The sequence below is a fragment of the Catenulispora yoronensis genome, from assembly GCF_039531695.1.
In the GTDB taxonomy this organism is placed as follows: domain Bacteria; phylum Actinomycetota; class Actinomycetes; order Streptomycetales; family Catenulisporaceae; genus Catenulispora; species Catenulispora yoronensis.
This window is the reverse complement of the sequence record NZ_BAAAQN010000001.1, coordinates 321,802-342,511: the sequence shown is the minus strand read 5'-3', so window position 1 is coordinate 342,511 and position 20,710 is coordinate 321,802. Positions and strand designations below refer to the sequence as shown.

The window sequence follows — 20,710 nt, the reverse complement described above, 5'->3', positions numbered from 1 at the left end:
CGCCACTGTTGGTTCAGGGGGCGCGGAGCTGGCTCCGCAGGGTGAGCGGCGCGTGTGTCGTGTGAGCGGCACGTGTGCTGCGTGAGACGTGTGTGCGGCGCGTGCGACGTATGCGGCGAGCGAGACGTATCAAGGTGCTGTCTCATCGGGCATCGCTGCTGGATGCCGAAGCTGTTGATAGATGGTGTTCGCCCGCTGCGCGAACGCTGCCGCGTCCGGATCCTCGCGGAGATCGAGCACTTCCCCGATGGCGCGCAGCGCATGGGCCTGGTCGAGCGGAGCCTCGGCGGTAAGGGCTTCGGCGACGGACGCATGGTAGGAGTTCAGCGCCTCGGGAAGTTGCCGCCGGCCACGGTGGGCATGCCCGGTGGTCAGGTGGATGCGGGCCCGGCGCAACGGGTCGTGGATCGACGCGGCCAGGTGTGAGGCGTGGTGGAGATGCTGGAACGCGGCGCCGTGATCGCCCCGGTTGATGTCGGTGCCGGCGAGGCTGATGAGCGTGTCGATCTCGTTGCGATGGTCGCCGAGGGCCTGGAACAGGGTGAGCGCGGTGTGGAACGAGGCCTGCGCGGCCTCGTGCTCGCCGAGGTCGCTGTGGACGGCGCCGATATTGCTGTGCAGCACCGCGGTGTTCTGCGGGTCGCCGAGATCGTCGATGAAAGCCTCGGCCTGGTGGAGATGCCAGAGCGCCTTGTCGACGTGTCCAGCCCTTCGGTACATCTCGCCGAGGTTCGTGTGGACGTCGCACTGCAAGGCCGGGTCCCCGATGTCGCGGGCGGTCTCCAGAGCCCGATGGCTGAGCGTGAAGGCTTCCGCATGCCGTCCGAGCTCGAACATCTGGACGCTCAGGTGGTCTTCGGCGACCGCGCGTCTGCCGAGGTCCCCGAGACTGTCGTAGAGCGCCGCGGCCTGCTCATAGGCGGGGATCGCCAAGGCCGGCTGGCGGGCATGGAAATGGGTCCGGCCGATCTGGACCCAGGCGTTCGCCTGGCCGTACCGGTCGCCGCACTCGACCCACGCGTTCAGTGCACGTTGCGCGAGGGACAGGGCGAGATCCAGCTCGCCGGTGCGGATGCGCGCAGCCGCCAGGTCGGTGAGCAGTCGTGCCGCTGTGGCGTCGCCGAAGCCTTTGCCGGCGTTGGCATGGCTCTCCATCGCCTGTTGCAGGATGCCGATGGCCCGGGTCCAGTCGCCGCGGCGGTCGAGGAACTCCGCCAGCACCAGGGGCAGCAAACGGGCCCGGTCGTGCCAGCCGCGCTGATGCGCCAGCAGGTTCATGGCGTCGAGGTTCTGCCACTCGGTGTCCAGCCAGGCGCGGGCCCGGCCCGGGGAGTCGAAGGTGGGCGTGGTCCGGGCCACCGCGGGCGACTCGGCGGCCGGCCGGCGCCGAGGATGAATCGCGCGGTCGGCGCTCAGCGCCGTGGCCAGATAGAACGACAGAAGACGGGACAGAGCCGCGTCGGTGTCCGCCGGTCCTTGGCGCAGGGCCAGCTCGGTGAGTGCGTACTCGCGCATCAGGTCGTGCAGCCGGTACCGGTGCGGCCTCGTCTCCTCGATCAGGTGGTATTCGAGCAGCGCCTCCAGCGCCAGGTCCGCGGTCGCCGGATCAGTGCCCGTCAGCGCGGAGACCGCGTCCGTCCCGATGTCGGGGCCGGGGTGGGCGGCGAGCAGGCACAGAACGGTGCGCTGCTCCTCGGGCAGGGCGTAGAGCGAGACGGCGAACGCCGCGTAAGTGCGGGAATTGAGATGGTCGGCCGCCGACCGCTTCTGGGCCGTGACCAGGCGGTCGTTCAGGTCTGCCAGCGCCCAGGTGGGGCGGGTGCGGAGGTAGGCGGCGGCGACCTCCATGGCCAGCGGCAGCCCGCCGCAGCGGCGGGTGAACTGTTCCAGGCTCTGGGCCAGGTCGGGCAGGTTCCGCCCGACGATGACCGACAGCATCTCGCCGGCCGCGGCGTCGGACAACGGCTGGAGTGTGTGCTGCCGCAACCCCGACAGGCCGGACAGCCGACGCCGGGAGGTCAGCAGGACGACGCTGCCCGGGGCCGTCGGCAGCAGGGCCTCGATCTGCTGGCTGTCGGCGACGTCGTCGAGCAACAGCAGAATGCGCAGACCGCTGGTGCGCCGCCGCCACAACGCCGCGAGGGCGTTCGTGCTGTCGGCGCGGGCCATCTGCCGTGCCGGGGTCGCGATGTCGTCGAGGGCTTGCACCAGGGCGTCCCGTGCGGTGACCGGCGATTGCGAGAGGTGATGAGTTCGCAGGCTGATTTGCAGGAAGCCGTCGGGGCAGTGCGGGCGCAGGAGGTGCGCGGCCCGGACAGTCAATGCGGTTTTGCCTATTCCGGGCATTCCGTCCAGAGCGAACAAGGCGGGGCCTGACCGGGTGCGGATGTCATGGGCTATGCCGTCGAGCAACTCCGCCAGTTCCTGGTCGCGGCCCGCGAGGTGGGGCGGATCCGGGTCGAGCGTGTCGGGCACCCAGGCGGTGCCGGTCGGCGCGGAGGGCCGGGAATGGGCGGTGCCGCGCAGGATCTGCTGGTGCATCGCACGCAGTTCCGGGCGCGGCTCGATGCCGAGGTTCTGCAGCCGTATGCGGGCTGTGTGGAAGGCGGCCAGCGCTTCTTCCGTCCGTCCGGCGACTTCGAGTGCCGACATCAGGAGGGCCACGGCCTTCTGGTCCGTGTGCCCGTCGCTCGTCAGTTCCGTGAGCTCGCCGATGAGGTCTGCGCTTGGGTTGTCGGTCTGCAATTCGAGCTCGATGCGGGCCAATGTGGCGTTGCGCCGATGCGCCAGGAGTACGCGGCGCGTGGTTTCCGCCCACTGGCCCTCGATCCCGGCCAGCGGCTCGCCATGCCAGAGCGCTTCGGCACGTTGTAGAAGCGAGCGCGCCTTGAGGGGCTCGGCCGCCCGCGTACTGGTGCCCAGGTGGAAAAGCTGGAGGAAGTGCCGCGCATCGATGTCTTCGAGCGGCATGTCCAGCCGATAGCCGCCGGAAGCGGTGCTGACGATGAGGCTGTCGCCACAGACGTCCCGGAGACGTTTGCGAAGGCGGGAGACATGCACCTGGATGCTCTCCCGCGCCGACCGCGGTGGTTCGTGGTCCCACAGGCGTTCGGCCAAGCTCTGGGCCGAGACGGCGTTTCCGGCCTCCATGGCGAGGATCGCCAGCAGACGCTTTTCCTTGCGGCCGCCGATCGGATAGGACCGCGCATCGTGCCATAGCTCCAGTGCGCCGAGCAACGTGAGCCGCACCTGGGTTCCCCCTTACCGGCCGCGTGTACGTCCCCTGCCTTCATGTCTACACCGGACAGGTTTCAGGCTCTAGGGCCTATTGGCTGTATATCGGCAAATGGCGGGCTTCAGCCTTCCATCGCCAGCCCGGTCCGGTACGGAGGGCGTAACGGTGCCAGACGGATCCCGCAGTCCAAGGCCATCGCCCAACGGATGAGGCTGAAGGTGCGCGGAGCCGTGGTCAGGGTCTCCCAGTGCCGGAGCGAAGTCTGGCCGACGCCGGCCCGGCGGGCGACCTCGATCTGCGTCAGCCTGTCTCCTGCCTTGCGGATATCCCGTAGAGTGGTTATCAGTCTCCTGAGCTCGTAGGTGTCCCAGTCCTCGCCGCGATCTCGAACCAGCGGAAGGTGGACTCGTGCGCCGAGGGTGTCCACGATCACGAGCCTCAACATCAGGGCGCGGGCCCAAACGATGAGATGGCGGACTGTCAGGGACTCCCGTCCGGATTCCCAGTCGATCACGGAGTTCGTGGAGACGCCGAGCAGGGAGGCGAGTCTGTGTTGTGGCAGGTCGCCACGTTGTACGCGCGCCGCGGTCAACTGAACCGTGAGGACGGCGACTTCTTCTTGCACTGCCGCGTCCGTAAGCGGCGCCATGACGACTCCAGGGCTTCTGCCGCAGACGCCCGTTTGACGGTCGGCGACGATCTAGTAGCTACGCGGCTTCGGTGGCGCGTCCGGCAGGGAGCGGGCATGCGTCAGCGCACGCCTTGCGAACCCATTCCCGCCGCTGCGACCAGGAAACCTAGGGCATTGCCCGACCAGGAGACCGGGCGGGCAGAGCCAGTGTAGGCCAGATCGGGGAACTTCTCGGAATTTCCGTGGTTCTTGCTGTGATCCAGATAATGAGGGTCCGCTTATACGGACACCGAATCAGAGATTTACCACCAAGTTTTCGGACTCTTCCGATAGCATGACTGCTCATACACTCGCCTGGACATGGCCAGGCCCTGGGACATGAGCGAGAGACAAAAGTGTCGAAGTCGAACAAGCTCCGTCTGTTGGTTGCTCCCGCCGCGGTGGTTATCGGGCTGACCCTGTCGGGGACCGCACAGGCCGCTGTCGTCGCACCTATGCGGGCCACGGCCTTGGTGGCCTCCGACAACTGGGTGGACCATGCCGGGATGTCCCAGAGGGCTGGTGCCCACCAGGACGCGGCCGCCGTGGATTTCGCCCCGCTCCGGGACGCGGCGACCGTGATCATCGAAGTGCTGCGGTTCATAGCTGGGCCGCAGGCTGCTCCGTACGAAGATCGCTGAGGTCTACGGCGCTGCTCTGCGTGCCAGTCCGGAGCAGCGCCGGATCGGTCGCGTGCCGACCCTCTCGTGCTCGATGTGATGCACCATCGGCACAGCAAATCTGAACAGCCGTCGCCGTGCTGGGACGCCCGGACTTCCGGGCGGCCCAGCATGGTTGTTCCGGCTCGGTGTCGGTCAAGATGCGGCGAGATGCGAGATGCGAGATGCGAGATACGCGATGCCGGATGCTTCACGCGCAATCGCATACTCAGGGTTTTTACTCAAGGTGATCGTCTTTACCGGGCGGGTTCGGCCGCTGTAGTGATGGCTCCGGTGCTGTGATCCATCGTCCAGGCCGTGCTCAAGGGGGTAGTTTGATGCGGGAATCAGAGGCTTTATCCGCTCGGTCGCGGGCGTCCAGGCCGTTGCCGTACCGGCTTGCCGGGTGGGGGTGTGCCGTCGGGGTCGTGGCGGCGTCGGCTGGTCCGCTGGCGGCGGCGAATGCGGGTGCGCCGGTGTCGTTCTCCCGGTGGGAGGGGCATGATCGCTATGGCACGGCGGCGGCGTTGGCGGAGGGTGCCTACCCTGGTGGTGCGGACAGTGTCATCGTGGCCAGCGGCTCCTCCTACGCCGACGCTCTTGCCGCCGGGTATCTGTCCGGCTATCTGCACGGTCCGATTCTGCTGACCGATCCCCACTCGTTGCCGGGCGCCACCAGCAGCGCGTTGGCGGCCTTGCATGCGCGGCACGTCTACATCGTCGGTGGGCCGATGGCGGTTGATGCGAATGTCGCTGCTGCTATCGGGGGTCTGCCGGCGGGCGGGGGTGGGCGGTTGCAGGTGACCCGGATCGCTGGGTCGGGTCGGTTTGAGACCGCGGCGGCGGTGGCCGAGGTGCCGCCGGGGTCGGCGGTCGGTGTGGTGGGTGGGCTGCGGACGGCGATTGTGGCGTCGGGCGTGAACTTTCCTGATGCGTTGGCCGGCTCGCCGTTGGCGGCGGGGGCGGCGTTGCCGATCCTGCTCACCGACCCGCGGGCTCTGTCCGGACCGACCTCGCAGGCGCTGACCCGGTTGGGGATCAAGCAGGTGCTGGTCCTGGGCGGACCGGCCGCGATCGACCCGGCGGTGGACAGGACCCTGACTTCGATGGGGATCACGGTGCACCGGCTGGCCGGGCCGGATCGTGGTGCGACCGCGGCCGCTATCGCCAACTGGGCCACCAGCACGCTCGGGTTCACCCCTGGCCGCGTCGCTATTGCGCGTGGGGACAACACCGGCGGTGGTGTGGACGCCCTCGCCGTCGGCCCGCTGGCCGGAGCCCGGCACGAACCGCTGCTGCTGACCGACTCGGCCACCGCCGCCGGCGCCGCGACCCTGAACTACCTGCGTATCTTCGGCCCGCAGATCAGCGGCGGCGACATCGCGGGCGGACCGGCAGCCGTCAGCCCAGGCCTGAAGACGCAACTGGAAGCACTGGCCACCGGCCATTCGCAAAGCCCGGACCCGGATCCGAACCCGGCCCCCGGTACCGGACCTGCCAAGCTGCACATCACCGTCACCGACCTGCCCAGCGGTCTGCCGGCGGCCGTCACCGTGACCGGCCCCGGCGGATACCGCCGTACCGTCACCACGACCACGGACCTCACCGGCCTGGACGTCGGCGCGTACCACATCGCCGCGGATCCGGTCACCGGCAGCAACGGAACCATGTACGTCCCGACCGTCGCCGGCGCCGACCCGACCATCAGTGCCAGTACGCCGGCCACCGGGACCGTCGACTACTACACACAGATCTCCGCCGCCACCAAACCCCTGGCCCCGGCCCAGGTCGCATCGGCCATCGTGAACGCCGACGGCACCACCACCGTCGTGACCGCCGCTGGCGCGCCGGTCCTGAAGTCCGGCGACATCATCGCCACCGGCATCGGCCCCGCGACCCCGAACGGCCTCCTCGTCGTCGTCACCAAGGTCGCCGCCGCCGGTCAGGCGAAGGCTCTGGCCGCCGGCGTCGCCACCACGAACCAGGGCCAGTCGCTGACCACTCGCCCGGCCCCGCTGCAAGCGGCGATCCCTCAGGGCAACCTGGACCTCGACACCGTGCTGCCGACCCAGAACCCGACGTCCGCGGTGCGGCCAGCGTCCGCAGCGCCGGCGGGCTCCGCCGCCGCCTCGTCGTGGACGAAGAACATGACCTGTACCGCCAACATGCAGGCAACGCTTCAGGGAACGCTGACGGCCTCCTTGGCCCCCGCCTTCCACGCCCACTGGTCGGCGAACAGCCTCGGCGCCACCGCGACGGCCACCGCCACGGTCGACTCCGACGTGAAGGCGACGGCCACCGCCGCCGGCGACTGCTACCTCAACCCGACACCGTTGGCGCCGGAACGCTCCTTGACGCCGATCGTCATCGAGATCGGCCCCGTCCCGGTGGTCATCGTGCCGCGGCTGCTGTTCACCGTCCAAGGAGACGCGCAGGCCGACGGCGTGCTCAGCTCCGAGGCCGGGATGCACCTGCAGGCGGTCGCCGGCCTGGGCTACGAGGTGCGCCAGCCCATCACACCCATCGGCTCTTATACGCAGAGCGGGTCCTACCAGCCGCCGACGGTGACCGGCAACGCCCTGGTCAGGTCGACGCTCAGCAGCAAACTGACCCTCGCGCTGTACGGGATCGCCGGTCCGGTCATCAACGTGGACACCGGCCTGTCCTTCGAGGCGTGGGCGGCGACTCGGGACTGGTCTCTGTACGGCACGTTCGCCGCGGGGGCCGAGCTGAACATTCCCGCGCTGGGCATCGACATTTCGAAGCAGGACGTGATCAAGGGCGATGTCCGCATCGCGGGTACGGCCTGAAAGCCCCCGGTCCGGTCGGCCGCCGGACTGCCAGCTTTCTGCCAGCCCCCGGCGTGATGCTGGGGGCTGTTTCCACGTGCCCACGTATGAGGAAGGCTGGGACATTGAACCAGTTGAGGAAGGCCGCCGTCGTTGTGGCGTCGGCGGTCATGACGACCATGACGCTGACGAGCCAGGCGCACGCGGGCTATCCGCTGGAGTACAACGTGATGATCTACAGCGGCACCGGGCAGAATCTCTGCCTCGACGCCGACGGTTCGCACGGGTTGTACGCGGGGGATCCCGTGAAGCTCTGGCCGTGCAGCTCGGGCGACAGCTACGAGGCCTGGGACCTTCACGACGACCTGACCATCAGCCCGCATTCCAACAGCGATCTGTGCCTGGACGCGTCCGATCCCACCGGGACGTTGGCGGTCGGCGCGGCGGTCCAGATCTGGTACTGCAACGGCGGCAGCAACCAGCAGTGGGGCGGCGCGCTCGGCAACGCCGTCAATTGGTACAACGGGGCTGTCTCCAACGGAACCTTCCTGTACCTGGACGCGAACGCCTCCTCGCCGGTGCAGGCGGGGACGCCGGTGGAGGTCTGGACGCTCAACCACGGCTCGAACCAGGGGTGGGCCTGGGCGCCGCGTTCCTGAGGCGACGACTGCTCCGAACTCGATCGCCGGGAAGCCAGGCTCGGCGCCTGAGGAGGAGGGCTCGTCGGCACTGTGCTGGGCTGCGCTGTGCTGGGCTGTGCTGCACTGTGCTGCGCTGGGCTGTGCTGTGCTGCACTGCGCTGGGCTGTGCCGCGCCGAGCCTTCATCAGTCCGTAAGGAGTCGATGGCGTGTGCCGGGCCCGGTCAGGCGGTTACCTGGTGCAGTGAGGAATCCCATCCCGAAGGACCCGCCGTCCTTCGTCCGCGACGGCGCTCCCGACTCCGCCGCCGACGTCCTGGTCGTCGACGACGACGCCACCGTCGCCGAAGTCGTCGCCGCCTACCTCACCCGCGAGGGCTACACCGTCCGCCGCGCCGCCGACGGGCCGGGCGCTGTCGCCGCCGCGCAGCAGCGCCTGCCCGATCTGGTGCTGCTGGACCTGATGCTGCCCGGCTTCGACGGCTACGAGGTGCACCGCCGCATCCAGGCGCTGGGCCCGGTCCCGGTCATCATGCTGACCGCGCTGGGGGAGGAGAGCGATCGGATCCTCGGGTTGCAGGTCGGCGCGGACGACTACGTGACCAAGCCGTTCAGCCCGCGCGAATTGGTGCTGCGCGCGGCCGGGGTGCTGCGCCGGGCCCGGCCGCCCGCGCCGGCCCCCGGAGCCGGTCCGGACCTGCGCCGGGCCGGCGGCCTGGAGGTCGACATGGTCGGCCACCAGGTCCGGCTGCACGGCGAACCGGTCGCCCTGACCGGCCGCGAATTCGACCTGCTGGCCTTCCTGCTCGACCATCCCGGCCAGGCGTTCACCCGGACCGAGCTCATGCACCGGGTGTGGGGCTGGGAGTACGGCGACCAGTCGACGGTCACGGTCCATGTGCGGCGGCTCCGGGAGAAGATCGAGGCCGACCCGGCCGCGCCGGTCCTGATCATGACGGTCTGGGGTGTGGGCTACCGGCTCGACGTGCCGGAGGACTACGAAGGGCAGGTCCACTCGCAGGCCAATGCCGCCCACCTGACCGGACTGGAGACCTCCGATGCGTGACCAGGGCCATTTGCCAGTGAATGCCTCCTGCGCAGCGGCCGCAGACCCGATCGGACTGGAGACCTCCGATGCGTGACCAGGACCATTCGCCGGTGAATGCCTCCTGCGCAGCGGCCGCAGACCCGATCGGACCGGTGACCCGCGATGCGTGACCAGTTCCTCATCATCCTGATGGGCGCGGGCTCGGCCGTCGGAGCGGCCGCGATCGGCTGGACCGCGCTGCGGATGTTGCGTGGCCGCTCCCTGCGCGCCTCACTGTTCGCCAGCGCCGCGACCGCGGTCCTGGCCGTCGTCGCCGGTGCTCTGATCGCCTCCCGCGCGATGTTCATCTCGTCCCACGACGCCGGCGTCGTACTCGTCGTCTCGTTGTCCGGCGCGCTCGTCACCCTCGTCCTGGCCTTCCTCCTCAGCCGCAGCCTCGCCGACGACAGCAAGGCCCTGAGCTCGGCCCTTCAAGCCCTCGGCGACGGCGAACCGCTGACCGGCCGCCACGGCCCGGCGGACGCCGCACCCGCGCTGGCCACCGGCGAACTCGCGGCGCTCAGCCGCGAACTGGCCGCCACCGGCGCCAAACTCGCCGAGTCCCGGGACCGCGAACGGGCGCTGGAGCGGTCCCGGCGGGAACTCGTCGCCTGGGTCTCGCACGACCTGCGCACCCCGCTGGCCGGACTGCGCGCCATGGCCGAGGCCCTCGAAGACGGCGTCGCGCCCGACCCCGCGCGCTACTACACCCAGATGCGCGAGGCCACCGACCGGCTCGCCGGCATGGTCGACGACCTCTTCGAACTGTCCCGGATCCACGCCGGAGCCCTGAGGCTCACCCTGGAGCGCGTGGCGCTCGCCGACCTCGTCGACGGAGCCCTGGCCGAGGGGCAGCCGCTGGCCAAGGCCCGCGGCATCGACCTGACCGGTGTCGTGACCACGAACGCGACGGTGCACGGCGACATCCGCGAACTGTCCCGGGCCTTGTCGAACCTGGTGGTCAACGCTATTCGGCACACCCCGGCGGACGGGATGGTCCGGATCGAGGCGAGCGAGGTGGTGGCCGCCTCGCCGCCGTCGCCGCGGTCGACCCGCGAGCCCGATGCGGCGGGTGCGACCAGCAAGGCTGGCATGGCCAGCGCAACCACCACAGCCGGCGCAACCACCACATCCGCGCCGGTGCCAGTGCCAATCGCGGTGACCGAACCACAGGTGCGGATCTCGGTCACAGACGCCTGCGGCGGCATCCCCGAGGAGGACCTCGACCGCGTCTTCGACGTCGCCTGGCGCGGTACCCCGGCCCGCACCCCGGAGGCCGCCGGCCCGATCGGCGCGGGCACGGGCGCGGGCCTGGGATTGGCCATCGTCCGCGGCATCGCCGAGGCGCACTCCGGCGACGTGACGGTCGGCAACGTCGAGGGCGGCTGCTGCTTCGAGATGCGCTTGCCGGTCCCCGTCCCGGTCGGCTGACGCGGCGCGGAGCGCGGCACAGTCGCCAGGCGAGCCTGCCCCTCCACGCACGACGGCCGTGCTTGGCTTGGATCATGAGGCGCTCGATTCCCCGGGGGGTATCTGTGTTCGAGGACGCTCGTGCCTGAGATCACGAGCGTCGACGTCGAGCGCATGACGTCGGCCTTGTTCATCGAGCCCGGAGTGCGCTCGCCGAGCTTCACCAAGTTCTGGACGCTGCTCGTCCTGGCCGCGCTGATCGCCTCGGCCGGGGTCGTCGGGGACTCCACCGCCACGGTCATCGGAGCCATGATCGTGGCGCCGCTGATGACGCCGATCCTCGGCAGTGCCCTGGCCTTCGTCCTCGTCGACCGGACCCACCTGGTCCGCTCGGTGCTGCTCGTGCTCTGCGGCTCGGCCGCCGTCGTCGCCGTCGGCTACCTGGTGGGGTGGGTCGCCGCGCCGCCCGACGACTTCGCGGGCAACAGCCAGGTCGCCGCGCGGATCAGTCCGCATCTGATCGACCTGGTCGCGGCGCTGGCGACGGGGACCGCCGGCGCCTTCGCCCTGGCCCGCACCGACGTCTCCGACGCCCTGCCCGGCGTGGCCATCGCGATCTCCCTGGTGCCGCCGCTGGCGGTGACCGGGCTGCTGCTGGACGTCCATCGCTACCACGACGCCGGCCAGTCGGCCCTGCTGTTCGGCACGAACGTCGCGGCGATCATCGCCACCGGCATCGCCGTGTTCCTGGCGTACCGGGTCCGCGCCGCGGCCGCCGCCGCGGGCCGGCATGTCGGGCGGCTCCGCGGCCGCGGCCTGGCCCTGGTCGGCGCGCTGCTGGTCCTGGTCGCGGTACCGCTGACGGTCGGCACCTTGTCGGTCACCCACGACCGGCAGCTGGCCGCCGACGCCGGCCCGGTCGCGCGCCGCTGGGCCGACGGCCACGGCTGGGAGGTCGAGGCGGTGAGCGCCCGGGACGGCAAGGTCGAGATCACCGTCGTCGGCCTGCCCCCGGCGCCGGACCCGGAGGGCCTGCGGGCGGCGCTGGACGGCGCCGGAGCCGGCGACGCCCCGCTCCTCCTGCACGTGCTGGGCGGCGACAGTCTGCTGTGTCCGGCTCATGGCGGCCAGTGCAAGGCGGCCCACACGGCCACCGTGCCGAATCCCGCCTCGTAAGGCTCGCCCGCCGCCCCGATTCGTATCTATTTTCCGACTGTGCTACAGTGATCTTGTTGCAGTAGTGGTACCCATGAACTAAGTGTGCGCCTGATGCTTTGCGGCTTCAGGCGTCTTTTGTTTCCGGAGTTCTCCGGTTGGGGTCATTTCGGCGGCCAGGGCTCCGCGCAGTGCGGAAGTCCTTTCGTTCCCCACACCGAGGAGGAAGATCATGACGACCGGTACCGTGAAGTGGTTCAATGCGGAAAAGGGTTTCGGGTTCATCGAGCAGGATGGCGGCGGCCCCGACGTTTTCGCGCACTTCTCCAACATCGCTTCCGACGGCTACCGCGAACTGCGGGAAGGCCAGCGGGTGAGCTTCGAGATCACGCAGGGCCAGAAGGGCCCGCAGGCCGCGAACATCGTTTCGGCCTGATCGCGCGAAGCCTGATCGCAGCGCGGCGAGCCCGGATTTCCGGGCTCCGCTCGACGTGAGTCCGGCCCGGCACCTGGACAAGGTGCCGGGCCGGACTTTTCTGTTCCGCGGGGGCGACCGGGGGTGCGGCCGGGGATGCGACGGGGGGGTGCAACCCCGAGTGCGACCCCGAGTGCGACGGCGGGATGCGATCGCGAACGCGGGGGCGAGTGCGGGGGCGAAGACCGGGTCAGGCGGCCGCGCGCAGCTTGGTGAGGGCCTCGGCGAGGATGGCCTCGGCGTCGGCGTCGCTGCGCCGTTCGCGGACGTAGGCCAGGTGCGTGCGGAACGGGATCGTCGGCGTCGGCGCCGGCGGGTTGTCCCGGTCCAGGCCGGCGGGGCGGTGGCAGTCGCGGCAGTCCCAGGTCGTGGGAATGTCCGCGGAGGCGGCGAAGACCGGACTGGTGGAATGGCCGATCGCGCACCAGAAAGTCACCGCGCTCCGCGCGACCGACGGGCCTCTTTCGTTCTCGCCTCTGGGGCCGGCGCCTATCCTGCTCCCACGTAGTCCGCTGCGCGCCATAGTTTTTGGAGCCTCCTTTGCCGCGGTCGGCTTCGAGCTCAGCTGAGCGAACCGTCCCGCTGTGACGAACAGTACGCCCTCGCGACGGCCCTGATCAGAAAACTGTCCGACCGGTTATAGGACCGTTGGGCAAAGTTGTTCCCGGGCGTAGGATGACCCCGACCGAGGACATGTCGCACATCGGTATCCGCATTGGTGTCGCCCTGGGTTCACGACCGATCTCTCATCGGATCAGACGGGCGGATCATCCCGCATGTCGAAGCGTTTCTTCCCCACGACTCCGGAACCGGGATGGCAGTACTTCGCTTACGGCAGTCTGCCTCGCCTGGCCCTTGAACCGACGATGGCGGGGACGGGTCTGTTCGACGGGGCGTGGTGGCCGCGGTCCTATGAGGCGGCGGCCGAACTGCCCGGCCTGATCACGGCGCTCGGCGTCCATCTGGGCCGGATCCGCAGGGTCGCGCTGGAGACCGCGGTGTGGGCGGACGCGCCGCGCTCGATCACCGTGAACCGGGACATCATCCGGATCGGCTGGCTGGCCGCCAGTGCCGGAACCATCAGCATCAGCCTCGGGATCCACGAGCAGCGGCTGCTTCTGGTCGTGCCGCCGGAGACGGACCTGCGCACCGCGGCCTCGGCGATGGAGTGCGCCGCGACGACCGGCAACCACACCCCGGCCGACGAACTGCTCGGCCCGGAGATCGAGGGCATCACCGGATGGTGATCGGTATCCGCACGACCGTTTCGTCGATGTCGTCGGTGCGGACCGTGACGGCGAGCTGCCAGGAGCCCGCGACGGGCACGGCGACGGTGCCGGTGAGGTGACCGAGGCCGGAGGCGCGCAGCCGTACGGGCAGGGGCCCTATGTTCTGGGCGGCGAGTCCGAAGGACGCCTCGATTTCGAGGACTTGCTCTCGAGCGCCGTTCGCGCCCAGCGTGTAGAGGTGGACGGTGTCGGTTCCGGTCCTGGCCGGGTCGACGGTCACCTGGACGGTGCCGGTGCCGGCGGGTCCGCCGGTGTCGAAGGCCACTGATGCGCTGACCGGACCGGCCCCGGCGGCGACGGCGGTGCGGGCGGGTGCGGCGTTGACCAGCGCGGAGGTGAGCGCGAGGACGCAGACTCCGACGGCCACCTCGCAGGCCACCGAGCGTCGCAAGGATCTGATGGCGGTGGTTGTGGTTGTGGTTGTCGCGGTAGCGGTGGCGGTGGTGGTCTGGCTGCCGCGGTGGCGCGCGATCCAGCCCCGGGCCAGCGCGCCCAGACCGATCAGCAGGAGAACGCCGGCCAGCTTGACCAGCAGCAGCCGGCCGTAGGCGGTGCCGGTCAGCGCCGACGGGGTGCCCACCTGCCGCCAACTCTGGTAGGTGCCGGTGCCCACGAGAACGATCACGCAGGACAGCGCGACAGGTGAGAACCGGCGGACCAGCCGGGCCTTCTCGTCCGGGTCTGCGGGGCCACGACGGCTCAGCACGATCCCGGCCAGCAGTGCCAGACCGCCGAACCAGACCGCCATCGCGACGAGGTGCGCGACGTCCACCGGCACCGCGAGCGCGACCTGCATGCCGGTCCCCGCATGCCCGGCGACGGCCCACGTCGCCGCCGTGCCGACGGCCAGGACGGTACCGGCGGCGGCCGCGAGGAGCCGGGCTCGCCGGGAAGCATCGGCGACGCGAGCGACCAGCCAGGCCAGCAGGCCGGCGGCCAGGACGAGCAGCGCCAGCCGCACGCTCAGGGCCTCCCCGAGCCGGGTCGACAGGGTCGCACGCACCACGCCGGTGTCCCACACCCGGCCGATTCCGAAGCCGCCACCATAAGGACCCTGCAACGCCAGCACCCCGACGGTCGCCACGAACAGCCCACCCCAGGCCGATCCCAGCAGCAGCCGCACCGGCCTGGTCCGGGCACCGGCCGGCCACCAGGCCAGAACGAAGGCCGAAGCGCCGACCAGTACCGCGAACGCGGCGTAGGCGACGGTGCGGGCCACGCCGTAGGCGACGCCGACCGCCGTGCTGCCGGCCGGGTTCAGCGCCGCGGGATGCAAAGCTGTGGCCGAGGCCGCTCCGACGCTGAAGGTGAAGGCGCCCTGGACCGGATGGGAATCGGCCGAGACGACCCGCCAAGCCACGGTGTAGGTGCCCGGTGCCGAGGCCGCCTCCAGGCCGACGGCGACTTGATCGGCATGGCCGGCCGGATGGTCGGGGCTGCCGGTGTCGACTCTGGTCCCGTTCGGCGCGAAGACCCGCAACGCGCCGAACTGGAGCTCCACCGGCTCGTCGAACGTCACGGAGACCTGGTGCGGGGTCGAGGCGAGGAGTTGGCCGTCGGTGGGGGAGGTGGTCACGACGGTGGCGTGGGCGAAGGCGCCCGGAGCGGCGAGAAGCAGCAGGCTGATGATCAGGATCGGTAATATCAGCAGTCTGCGGAACATCGCGGTCTCCTTTCGGCTTCGCGGGCGGTCGGTCGCGGTCCGGTCGCGGTCGGGTCGCAGTCAGGTCGCAGTCGGCTTCGCGGTCAGTCGCCGTTCCAGCAGCCGATGACGTCGGTCGCGACTTCGTAGGCCACGTCGGCGCGCGTCAGTTTGTTCGGTCCGGAGGCGGCGGGCAGAGCGGTGGCGTCGACGCGCAGCGTCTTGGCGTCCTTGAGAATGACCACTGTTCCGTCGGCGGTCTGATAGCCCGGGTTGCCCAGGCCGAGGGTGCCTGTGAGCTGGCTGGTGGTGCCGAGCTGCTGTCGCAGGGTCGTGAAATAGGTGTTCGCGGACGGGGTGTCCGGCGACTCCTTCACCGACAGCACCAGCGTTCCGGAAGGAAGGTGGTAGGTGCAGGTGAAGAGGTGGTCGGTCCAGGTGGAGGTCGTGGTCGGGGCGGGGGACGCCGCCAGGATGGCGGCCACGTCCTTGGCGATCTCCGGGCCGCACACCATCGATGCCGACGCCGAGGGCGGCTCGGCGGTTGTGGTCGTGGTCGTGGTTGATGTCGGAGCCGCCGGAGCCGCCGGAGCCGCCGGAGCCGCAGCCTTCGCCGACGCGCAGCCGGCCAGGACCGCCGAGACGCCGATCGCCGCGACCAGCTTCAGGGCGCTCATCATGTCCTCCTCGCTAGGCCGGACGGATGCCGGTCAAAGTGGCGTAGACGACGATGTCGTCCAGGTAGTGCTGGTTCTCGAACGGTCCCGCGCAGGTGATCAGGCGGAGCTGGGGGTTGGCGGTGTTGCCGTAGACGGTCGCGGTCGGGAAGGAAGCCTTGGGGTACTTGGTGACGCCGTCGATCCGGAACCGGGCCACCGTGCCGTCGCCGCGCGTGACGTCGACCGTGTCGCCGGGCCGCAGGGCGCCGAGCTTGAAGAAGACGCCTTCGGCCCCGGTCGTGCCGTCGATGTGGCCGACGATGACGGCGGGTCCGACCTGGCCGGGGACCGGGGAGTAGCGGTACCAGCCCGGGGTCGCGGGGTCGGTCAGCGGCGGTACTTGCAGGGTCCCGTCGGAGTTCAGGCCCAGCTGGATCAGCGAGTGGTGCACGCCGATGGCCGGGATGCTGATGGCGGTGGGGGCGGCCGCCGGCGCTGCCGGGGGTGCGGTGGTCGCGGGTGCGGTGGTCGAGGGTGTGGCGGCCGCTGATGTGGTGGCCGGCAGTTCGGGGACGCTCGGCGCGGTGCTCGGCATGCTGCCCGCCGCCGGTCCGGCGGAGACGGGGAGGCCCGCCGAGGCCGGCGGCTGGGGAGCGTGTCGCTGAGCACTGAAGCCCAGGATCAGCAGAGCCGCCGCGATGAGCAGGAGGGCGGCGGCCGCCGACGTCAGCAGACGCCGACGACCGCTGCCTGACAACCCTGTCAGCGAGAACATGGCTGCCTACTTCTGGACCCTCTTCTGGGCCTTCGGCTGGACCTTCTCAGTGTTCTGGACCTGAAGGGCCGGCTGGGCGCCGGTCCGTCGGCGCAGGAACAGCATGCCGCCGGCCGCCGCCGCCAGACTCGCGCCGGCTGCGAACAGCCACGGCTCCTGCACGCCAGCGGTCCCGCCGCCACCGGTGTTCACACCGCCGCCGGGCACCGCGGTCATCTGCGAGACCTGAAGCGTCCCGCACAGCGCCGGCGACGTCGCCGCCAGCGGCAGCGACGGCACCAGGTCGCTCGGTGCGGCCTGCGCCTGCGCGCTCAGCGTGGACGGGTCCAGGCCGTGCACGACGATGACGGCCTTGCCGGCCTTGATGGAGGACACGGTGGCCGCGTCCAGAGTGATGGTGCGGGAGTAGTCGAAGCTCCCGCCGGACGGCGCGATCTTGACATCGGTCCCGGCCGCCGGGCTGGTGTCGCCGCTGACGCTGAGCGTGGTGCCGATCCCGCCGTAGGCCGGACCGCCCTCGGTGGTGCTGACGACACCGTCGCCGTTGGCGTCCGCCGAGGCGGCCGGGCACATGCCCATGCCGTTGATGTGGATGTGCTGGACGTGCGGGTACGGGGCGTTCATGAACGTCGCGGCCAGGCCGTGCACGTTCTCGGTGACCACGGCCTGGTCCCCGGTCAGCTGAAGCATCAGCATGCCGGAGCCGGTGGCGTGGTTCAGGGGGTTCAGCGTCGCCATGTAGGTGGTGGTGTCGCTGCTCTGCGCGCTGGCCGCCGAGGCGGTGAAGGCCAGCGGCAGGGCCAGGAGCGCCGCCGGTGCGGCCAGCGCCAGGATTCTCGTCGTGGTGCGATGCGTCATCGTGCTCTCCTCCAGCTGGTTCTCAGCTTGTTGGCTCGTTGATGACGTCTCTGATCCGCGGGCGGGCGCCTGTCACCAGCAAAGGAGGAATTGGCTCGGTCGTCATGACCAGGTGGCCCGCGAGGGGCAGGGAAATCAGCCTTCTCCAGCTATTCGGAGGTGATGCCACGACGGATTGGTCGCGCGGCGACTGGATGTGGGAGTTGCTGGGGCGGGCGTGCTCCCGAGGGTGCTCCCGGGCGTCGAAGGACTCGAAGGACTCGAAGTCGCGCTCGACGGCGGTGGCCTTAAGGGGCGCGAACCGCTGCCTTGAGGAGCTGCGGTTATCAGTTGCCCGCGCGGCCCACGCCGACTCCAGCTTATTGCGAGTAGCTCGCAGTTGCATACTATTTGCAACTAAGAGTCGGTCTTTCGGTGGTGTACGGACCACCTCTACGCTCGTGATCATACTTAGGCTAGCCTTACCTAAATCTGATCTGGGCCGGTGCGGCCCCTGACGGGAGGGACCTGCCATGACCGACACGGTGACCGAGACGGCGACCGAGACGGCGACCGGCGGCTTCGCCGCCCTGCTACGTAGCGCGAGCGCGGACGAGCACGAGAGGGCCGAGAGCTCGCCGTTCGTGGGCGATCTGCTCGGCGGGCGGCTCGGCGTCGAGGCGTACTCGGGCCTGGCCGGCCAGCTGTGGTTCGTGTACCGGGAGCTGGAGCGCGTCGCGCAGGAGCTGGACGGCCACCCGGTCGTCGGGGCCTTCGTCGACCCGGCGTTGTTCCGGACCGCCGCGTTGGAGCGGGACCTGCGGCATCTGCACGGCGACGCGTGGCGCGAATCGCTGGTGCCGCTCGCCGCGACCGACGAGTATGTGGCGCGGCTGCGCGACGTGGCCCGCGACTGGCCGACCGGATACGTCGCGCACCACTACACGCGCTACCTCGGCGACCTGTCGGGCGGGCAGGTGATCCGGGATGCCGCCGAGAAGTCCTGGGGCTTTCAGCGCAAGGGCGACGGGGTCCGCTTCTACGTCTTCGACGAGATAGGCAACGTCGCCGCCTACAAGCGCTCCTACCGGGCCAAGCTCGACGCGATCGGGGTCGACGAGGTGGAACAGCGCCGGATAGCGCAGGAGTGCAAGCGTGCATTCCGGCTCAACTCCGCGCTGTTCCAGGACCTCGGTCGACGCTATCCGCCGGCGGCCTGACCCGGCGCGGTGATCAGCTGCCCTGGTCCGTGCGGCGGCGTCGCAGGACGAACGCGCCGCCGCCGGCCAGGACCACGATCACGGCGCCGACGCCGAGCACGACTGGGAGGGACGAGGAGCCGGAGTCCTCGGTGGCGACGGAGGCTTCGGCCTTGGAGTTCGGTGCGGTGGCGGGGGTGGTGGCTGCGCCTGTGGTGGCGGCGCTGGTCGCGGCGGCGCTTGTGGCGGCGCTGGTGGCGGCGGCTGTGCCGGCGGACGTGCCGGCGGCCGAGCCGCTGCTCGGGGCGGTCGGCGTCGAAGCCCCCTGCGAGGCCGACGGCGCGCCCGATCCCTGGCTCAGGACGACCTTGAGCGGGTCCATCGCCGATCCCGCCGGGTAGAAGCCGCCGAACGCCTTGGCGCCCTCGGCGGTCAGCGTGGTCGTGACCGGGCCGCCGCCGAAGGAGTCCTGCGCCACCGCGAACGTCAGCAGCGGGACGGCCTTGACCGCGGTGGTCGTGCCGTCCTGCTGCTTGCTGGTGGTGTCGGCGCTGAGCGTGCCGGTCGTGCCGCTGGTGCTGAGCTTCAGCGCGGCGAGCCCGATGTCGAGCTGGCCGCCGTGCCCGGTGATGTGCAGGCTGCCCGCGAACGAGGAGGTGACGGCGTGGGTGGTGGTGTCGTAGTCCGCGGTGCCGAGCGGGAAGTGGAAGGTGCCGTCGGCGTTCGTGGTGGCGCCGTCGGCGGGGGCGATCACCCCGCCGGTGCCGGGGCTGGCGAGGTAGTCGCGGAAGCTCGCCTTGATGCCCCAGTCCAGCGCTCCGGACCCGAACGGGACGGTGGACGCGGCGGCGCTTCCAGCGCTCACGGCGGGGGCGGCGAGGGCGAGGGCGAGGACCGCGAGGGACGTCGCGAGTCGGGTACGCGAGCGGCGGACGAGCATGGGGGCCTCCAGAGCATCGGCAATAAATTTAGGTAAGGCTATCCTAAATAACGCTCGCCTTCGGCACCCGGACCGGATGCCCGATCCGGGCGCCGATTCAGGTGCCGATGTGGCTGCCGGACCGGAGGCCGAAGCGGGCGCCGGATCCGACCTCCGCAAGCAGTGTTCGAACCATCCCCGACTCGTGAAGGACCGCCATGCCCCGACTGGTATCGCCGGCGCTGATCGCCGTAGTACTGCTGGCCGCCCCGCTCGCCGGCTGCGGCAGTACGACCGGCGCCACGAGCGCCGCGGCCGCTGCCCCGGCCACCGGTCCGGCCGCTTCTTCGCCCACAGCTTCTGCTTCGCCCACAGCCCAGGGCGCCGTGATCCCGCTGAGCCATACCGCCGAACCCCGCCTGCCGGTCACCGTGACCTCGGCCGACGGGCAGCGCGTCACGGTCAACGCCGCCCGCCGGATCGTCCCGCTCAGCGGCAGCCTGTCCGAGCTCGTGTTCAGCCTGGGGCTGGGCAGCCGGGTCGTGGCTCGCGACGTGTCCACGACCTTCCCGCAGGCGGCCGGGCTGCCGCTGCTGAGCACCAACCACGCCATCAGCGCCGAGAGCGTCCTGGCCCAGCGCCCCGACGTGGTCCTGGCCGACAGCTCGACCGGCACCTCGAACGCGACCGCGATCACCCAGATCCGCGCCGCGGGCGTCCCCGTGATCACCTTCGCGGATCCACGCCAGCTGTCCGACATCGACCCCCGCATAGCCGCGGTCGCCGACGCGCTGGGCGTACCGCAATCCGGAGCAGCACTGACCCAGAGAACTGACACAGAGTTCGCCGCGATCCAGCCCGGAGCTCACACCGACGGCGCCAAACCGCGAGTAGCCTTCCTCTACCTGCGAGGCAAGTCCGCGGTATACCTGATCGGCGGCAAGGGCTCCGGCGCCGAATCGCTCATCACCGCGGCCGGCGGCCTCGACGCGGGAACAGCCGCCGGCTTCACCGCCCCATTCACCCCGATCACCAGCGAGGCACTCGCCCAAGCAGCACCGGACGCGATCCTGCTGATGAGCCAAGGCCTTGCCTCGGTCGGCGACGTCGACGGACTACTCAAGCTCCCCGGCATCGCCCAAACCCCGGCCGGCCACCATCGACGCATCATCTCGATCGAGGACGGCGAACTGCTGAGCTACGGCCCTCGCACGCCGGCGGTACTCCAGTCGATCGTCGCGCAGCTCTTTGCCGAGAAGGCGGCGAAGTGA

18 protein-coding genes are annotated in these 20,710 nt (G+C 70.4%); 10 read left to right on the top strand and 8 right to left on the bottom strand.

From position 1 onward, the window contains the following. Positions 1-129 precede the first annotated feature (129 nt). Together ABD481_RS01180 and ABD481_RS01175 are read right to left on the bottom strand one after the other, a co-directional pair. Positions 130-3,249: an AfsR/SARP family transcriptional regulator gene (locus ABD481_RS01180; protein WP_344663562.1), complete on the bottom strand. Its 3,120-nt coding sequence runs from the start codon at positions 3,247-3,249 to the stop codon at positions 130-132. A 107-nt stretch (positions 3,250-3,356) separates the two neighbouring features. Beyond that, positions 3,357-3,884, bottom strand: a complete 528-nt coding sequence (locus ABD481_RS01175; protein ID WP_344663561.1) for a helix-turn-helix domain-containing protein — start codon at positions 3,882-3,884, stop codon at positions 3,357-3,359. A gap of 476 nt (positions 3,885-4,360) precedes the next feature. On the opposite strand from ABD481_RS01175, the gene ABD481_RS01170 reads away from it, so the two are divergent. The 7 genes from ABD481_RS01170 (at position 4,361) to ABD481_RS01140 (ending at position 12,080) form a co-directional block, all read left to right on the top strand. Then, positions 4,361-4,546 carry a hypothetical protein gene (locus ABD481_RS01170; RefSeq protein ID WP_344663560.1) on the top strand — a complete coding sequence of 62 codons (186 nt, stop codon included), beginning with the start codon at positions 4,361-4,363 and terminating at the stop codon, positions 4,544-4,546. Positions 4,547-4,992: 446 nt separating this feature from the next. After that, positions 4,993-7,374: a cell wall-binding repeat-containing protein gene (locus ABD481_RS01165; RefSeq protein ID WP_344663559.1), complete on the top strand. Its 2,382-nt coding sequence runs from the start codon at positions 4,993-4,995 to the stop codon at positions 7,372-7,374. A 104-nt stretch (positions 7,375-7,478) separates the two neighbouring features. Continuing rightward, the gene (locus ABD481_RS01160; RefSeq protein WP_344663558.1) at positions 7,479-8,012 is read left to right on the top strand and encodes a ricin-type beta-trefoil lectin domain protein; all 534 of its coding nucleotides are present in this window, start codon (positions 7,479-7,481) and stop codon (positions 8,010-8,012) included. Between the two features lie 236 nt (positions 8,013-8,248). After that, positions 8,249-9,058: a response regulator gene (locus tag ABD481_RS01155; RefSeq protein ID WP_344663623.1), complete on the top strand. Its 810-nt coding sequence runs from the start codon at positions 8,249-8,251 to the stop codon at positions 9,056-9,058. Between the two features lie 144 nt (positions 9,059-9,202). Then, positions 9,203-10,510 (top strand): sensor histidine kinase, encoded by a 1,308-nt coding sequence (locus tag ABD481_RS01150; protein ID WP_344663557.1) that lies wholly within the window; start codon positions 9,203-9,205, stop codon positions 10,508-10,510. Positions 10,511-10,630: 120 nt separating this feature from the next. Then, positions 10,631-11,665, top strand: coding sequence for a DUF389 domain-containing protein (locus tag ABD481_RS01145; RefSeq protein WP_344663556.1), 1,035 nt, complete (start codon positions 10,631-10,633; stop codon positions 11,663-11,665). Positions 11,666-11,876: 211 nt separating this feature from the next. After that, positions 11,877-12,080, top strand: coding sequence for a cold-shock protein (locus tag ABD481_RS01140; RefSeq protein WP_344663555.1), 204 nt, complete (start codon positions 11,877-11,879; stop codon positions 12,078-12,080). Between the two features lie 229 nt (positions 12,081-12,309). Here the strand turns inward: ABD481_RS01140 and ABD481_RS01135 are convergent, their stop codons facing one another. After that, a complete protein-coding gene (locus ABD481_RS01135) occupies positions 12,310-12,642 on the bottom strand; it encodes an RNA polymerase-binding protein RbpA (RefSeq protein WP_344663554.1) in 333 nt (110 codons plus the stop codon). A gap of 253 nt (positions 12,643-12,895) precedes the next feature. Between ABD481_RS01135 and ABD481_RS01130 the strand changes: the two genes are divergently transcribed. Continuing rightward, positions 12,896-13,366, top strand: a complete 471-nt coding sequence (locus ABD481_RS01130; protein WP_344663553.1) for a DUF5994 family protein — start codon at positions 12,896-12,898, stop codon at positions 13,364-13,366. Here the strand turns inward: ABD481_RS01130 and ABD481_RS01125 are convergent. The 4 genes from ABD481_RS01125 to ABD481_RS01110 all read right to left on the bottom strand — a co-directional run bounded on the left by ABD481_RS01125 (position 13,353) and on the right by ABD481_RS01110 (position 17,342). After that, positions 13,353-15,071: a copper resistance protein CopC gene (locus tag ABD481_RS01125; RefSeq protein WP_344663552.1), complete on the bottom strand. Its 1,719-nt coding sequence runs from the start codon at positions 15,069-15,071 to the stop codon at positions 13,353-13,355. The genes ABD481_RS01130 and ABD481_RS01125 overlap by 14 nt on opposite strands. Positions 15,072-15,154: 83 nt before the next feature. Next, positions 15,155-15,727, bottom strand: a complete 573-nt coding sequence (locus tag ABD481_RS01120) for a hypothetical protein (protein WP_344663551.1) — start codon at positions 15,725-15,727, stop codon at positions 15,155-15,157. 13 nt (positions 15,728-15,740) lie between these two features. Then, entirely contained in the window at positions 15,741-16,484 is a 744-nt protein-coding gene (locus ABD481_RS01115; protein WP_344663550.1) for a class F sortase, read from the bottom strand. Between the two features lie 6 nt (positions 16,485-16,490). Continuing rightward, a complete protein-coding gene (locus ABD481_RS01110; protein WP_344663549.1) occupies positions 16,491-17,342 on the bottom strand; it encodes a hypothetical protein in 852 nt (283 codons plus the stop codon). 512 nt (positions 17,343-17,854) lie between these two features. Between ABD481_RS01110 and ABD481_RS01105 the strand changes: the two genes are divergently transcribed. Next, complete coding sequence (locus tag ABD481_RS01105; RefSeq protein ID WP_344663548.1) at positions 17,855-18,541, top strand: biliverdin-producing heme oxygenase; 687 nt, start codon at positions 17,855-17,857, stop codon at positions 18,539-18,541. 13 nt (positions 18,542-18,554) lie between these two features. Here ABD481_RS01105 and ABD481_RS01100 read toward each other — a convergent pair whose 3' ends face one another. Beyond that, positions 18,555-19,460: an HtaA domain-containing protein gene (locus ABD481_RS01100; RefSeq protein ID WP_344663547.1), complete on the bottom strand. Its 906-nt coding sequence runs from the start codon at positions 19,458-19,460 to the stop codon at positions 18,555-18,557. Between the two features lie 197 nt (positions 19,461-19,657). On the opposite strand from ABD481_RS01100, the gene ABD481_RS01095 reads away from it, so the two are divergent. After that, positions 19,658-20,710, top strand: coding sequence for a heme/hemin ABC transporter substrate-binding protein (locus ABD481_RS01095; protein ID WP_344663546.1), 1,053 nt, complete (start codon positions 19,658-19,660; stop codon positions 20,708-20,710).

Bases quoted from the DNA above. Each gene is read 5' to 3' on its own strand.
- ABD481_RS01175 (WP_344663561.1), bottom strand. From the start codon at position 3,884: ATGGCGCCGCTTACGGACGCGGCAGTGCAAGAAGAAGTCGCCGTCCTC.
- ABD481_RS01170 (WP_344663560.1), top strand. From the start codon at position 4,361: ATGCGGGCCACGGCCTTGGTGGCCTCCGACAACTGGGTGGACCATGCC.
- ABD481_RS01150 (WP_344663557.1), top strand. From the start codon at position 9,203: ATGCGTGACCAGTTCCTCATCATCCTGATGGGCGCGGGCTCGGCCGTC.
- ABD481_RS01140 (WP_344663555.1), top strand. From the start codon at position 11,877: ATGACGACCGGTACCGTGAAGTGGTTCAATGCGGAAAAGGGTTTCGGG.
- ABD481_RS01135 (WP_344663554.1), bottom strand. From the start codon at position 12,642: ATGGCGCGCAGCGGACTACGTGGGAGCAGGATAGGCGCCGGCCCCAGA.
- ABD481_RS01130 (WP_344663553.1), top strand. From the start codon at position 12,896: ATGTCGAAGCGTTTCTTCCCCACGACTCCGGAACCGGGATGGCAGTAC.
- ABD481_RS01125 (WP_344663552.1), bottom strand. From the start codon at position 15,071: ATGTTCCGCAGACTGCTGATATTACCGATCCTGATCATCAGCCTGCTG.
- ABD481_RS01120 (WP_344663551.1), bottom strand. From the start codon at position 15,727: ATGAGCGCCCTGAAGCTGGTCGCGGCGATCGGCGTCTCGGCGGTCCTG.
- ABD481_RS01115 (WP_344663550.1), bottom strand. From the start codon at position 16,484: ATGTTCTCGCTGACAGGGTTGTCAGGCAGCGGTCGTCGGCGTCTGCTG.
- ABD481_RS01110 (WP_344663549.1), bottom strand. From the start codon at position 17,342: ATGACGCATCGCACCACGACGAGAATCCTGGCGCTGGCCGCACCGGCG.
- ABD481_RS01105 (WP_344663548.1), top strand. From the start codon at position 17,855: ATGACCGACACGGTGACCGAGACGGCGACCGAGACGGCGACCGGCGGC.
- ABD481_RS01100 (WP_344663547.1), bottom strand. From the start codon at position 19,460: ATGCTCGTCCGCCGCTCGCGTACCCGACTCGCGACGTCCCTCGCGGTC.
- ABD481_RS01095 (WP_344663546.1), top strand. From the start codon at position 19,658: ATGCCCCGACTGGTATCGCCGGCGCTGATCGCCGTAGTACTGCTGGCC.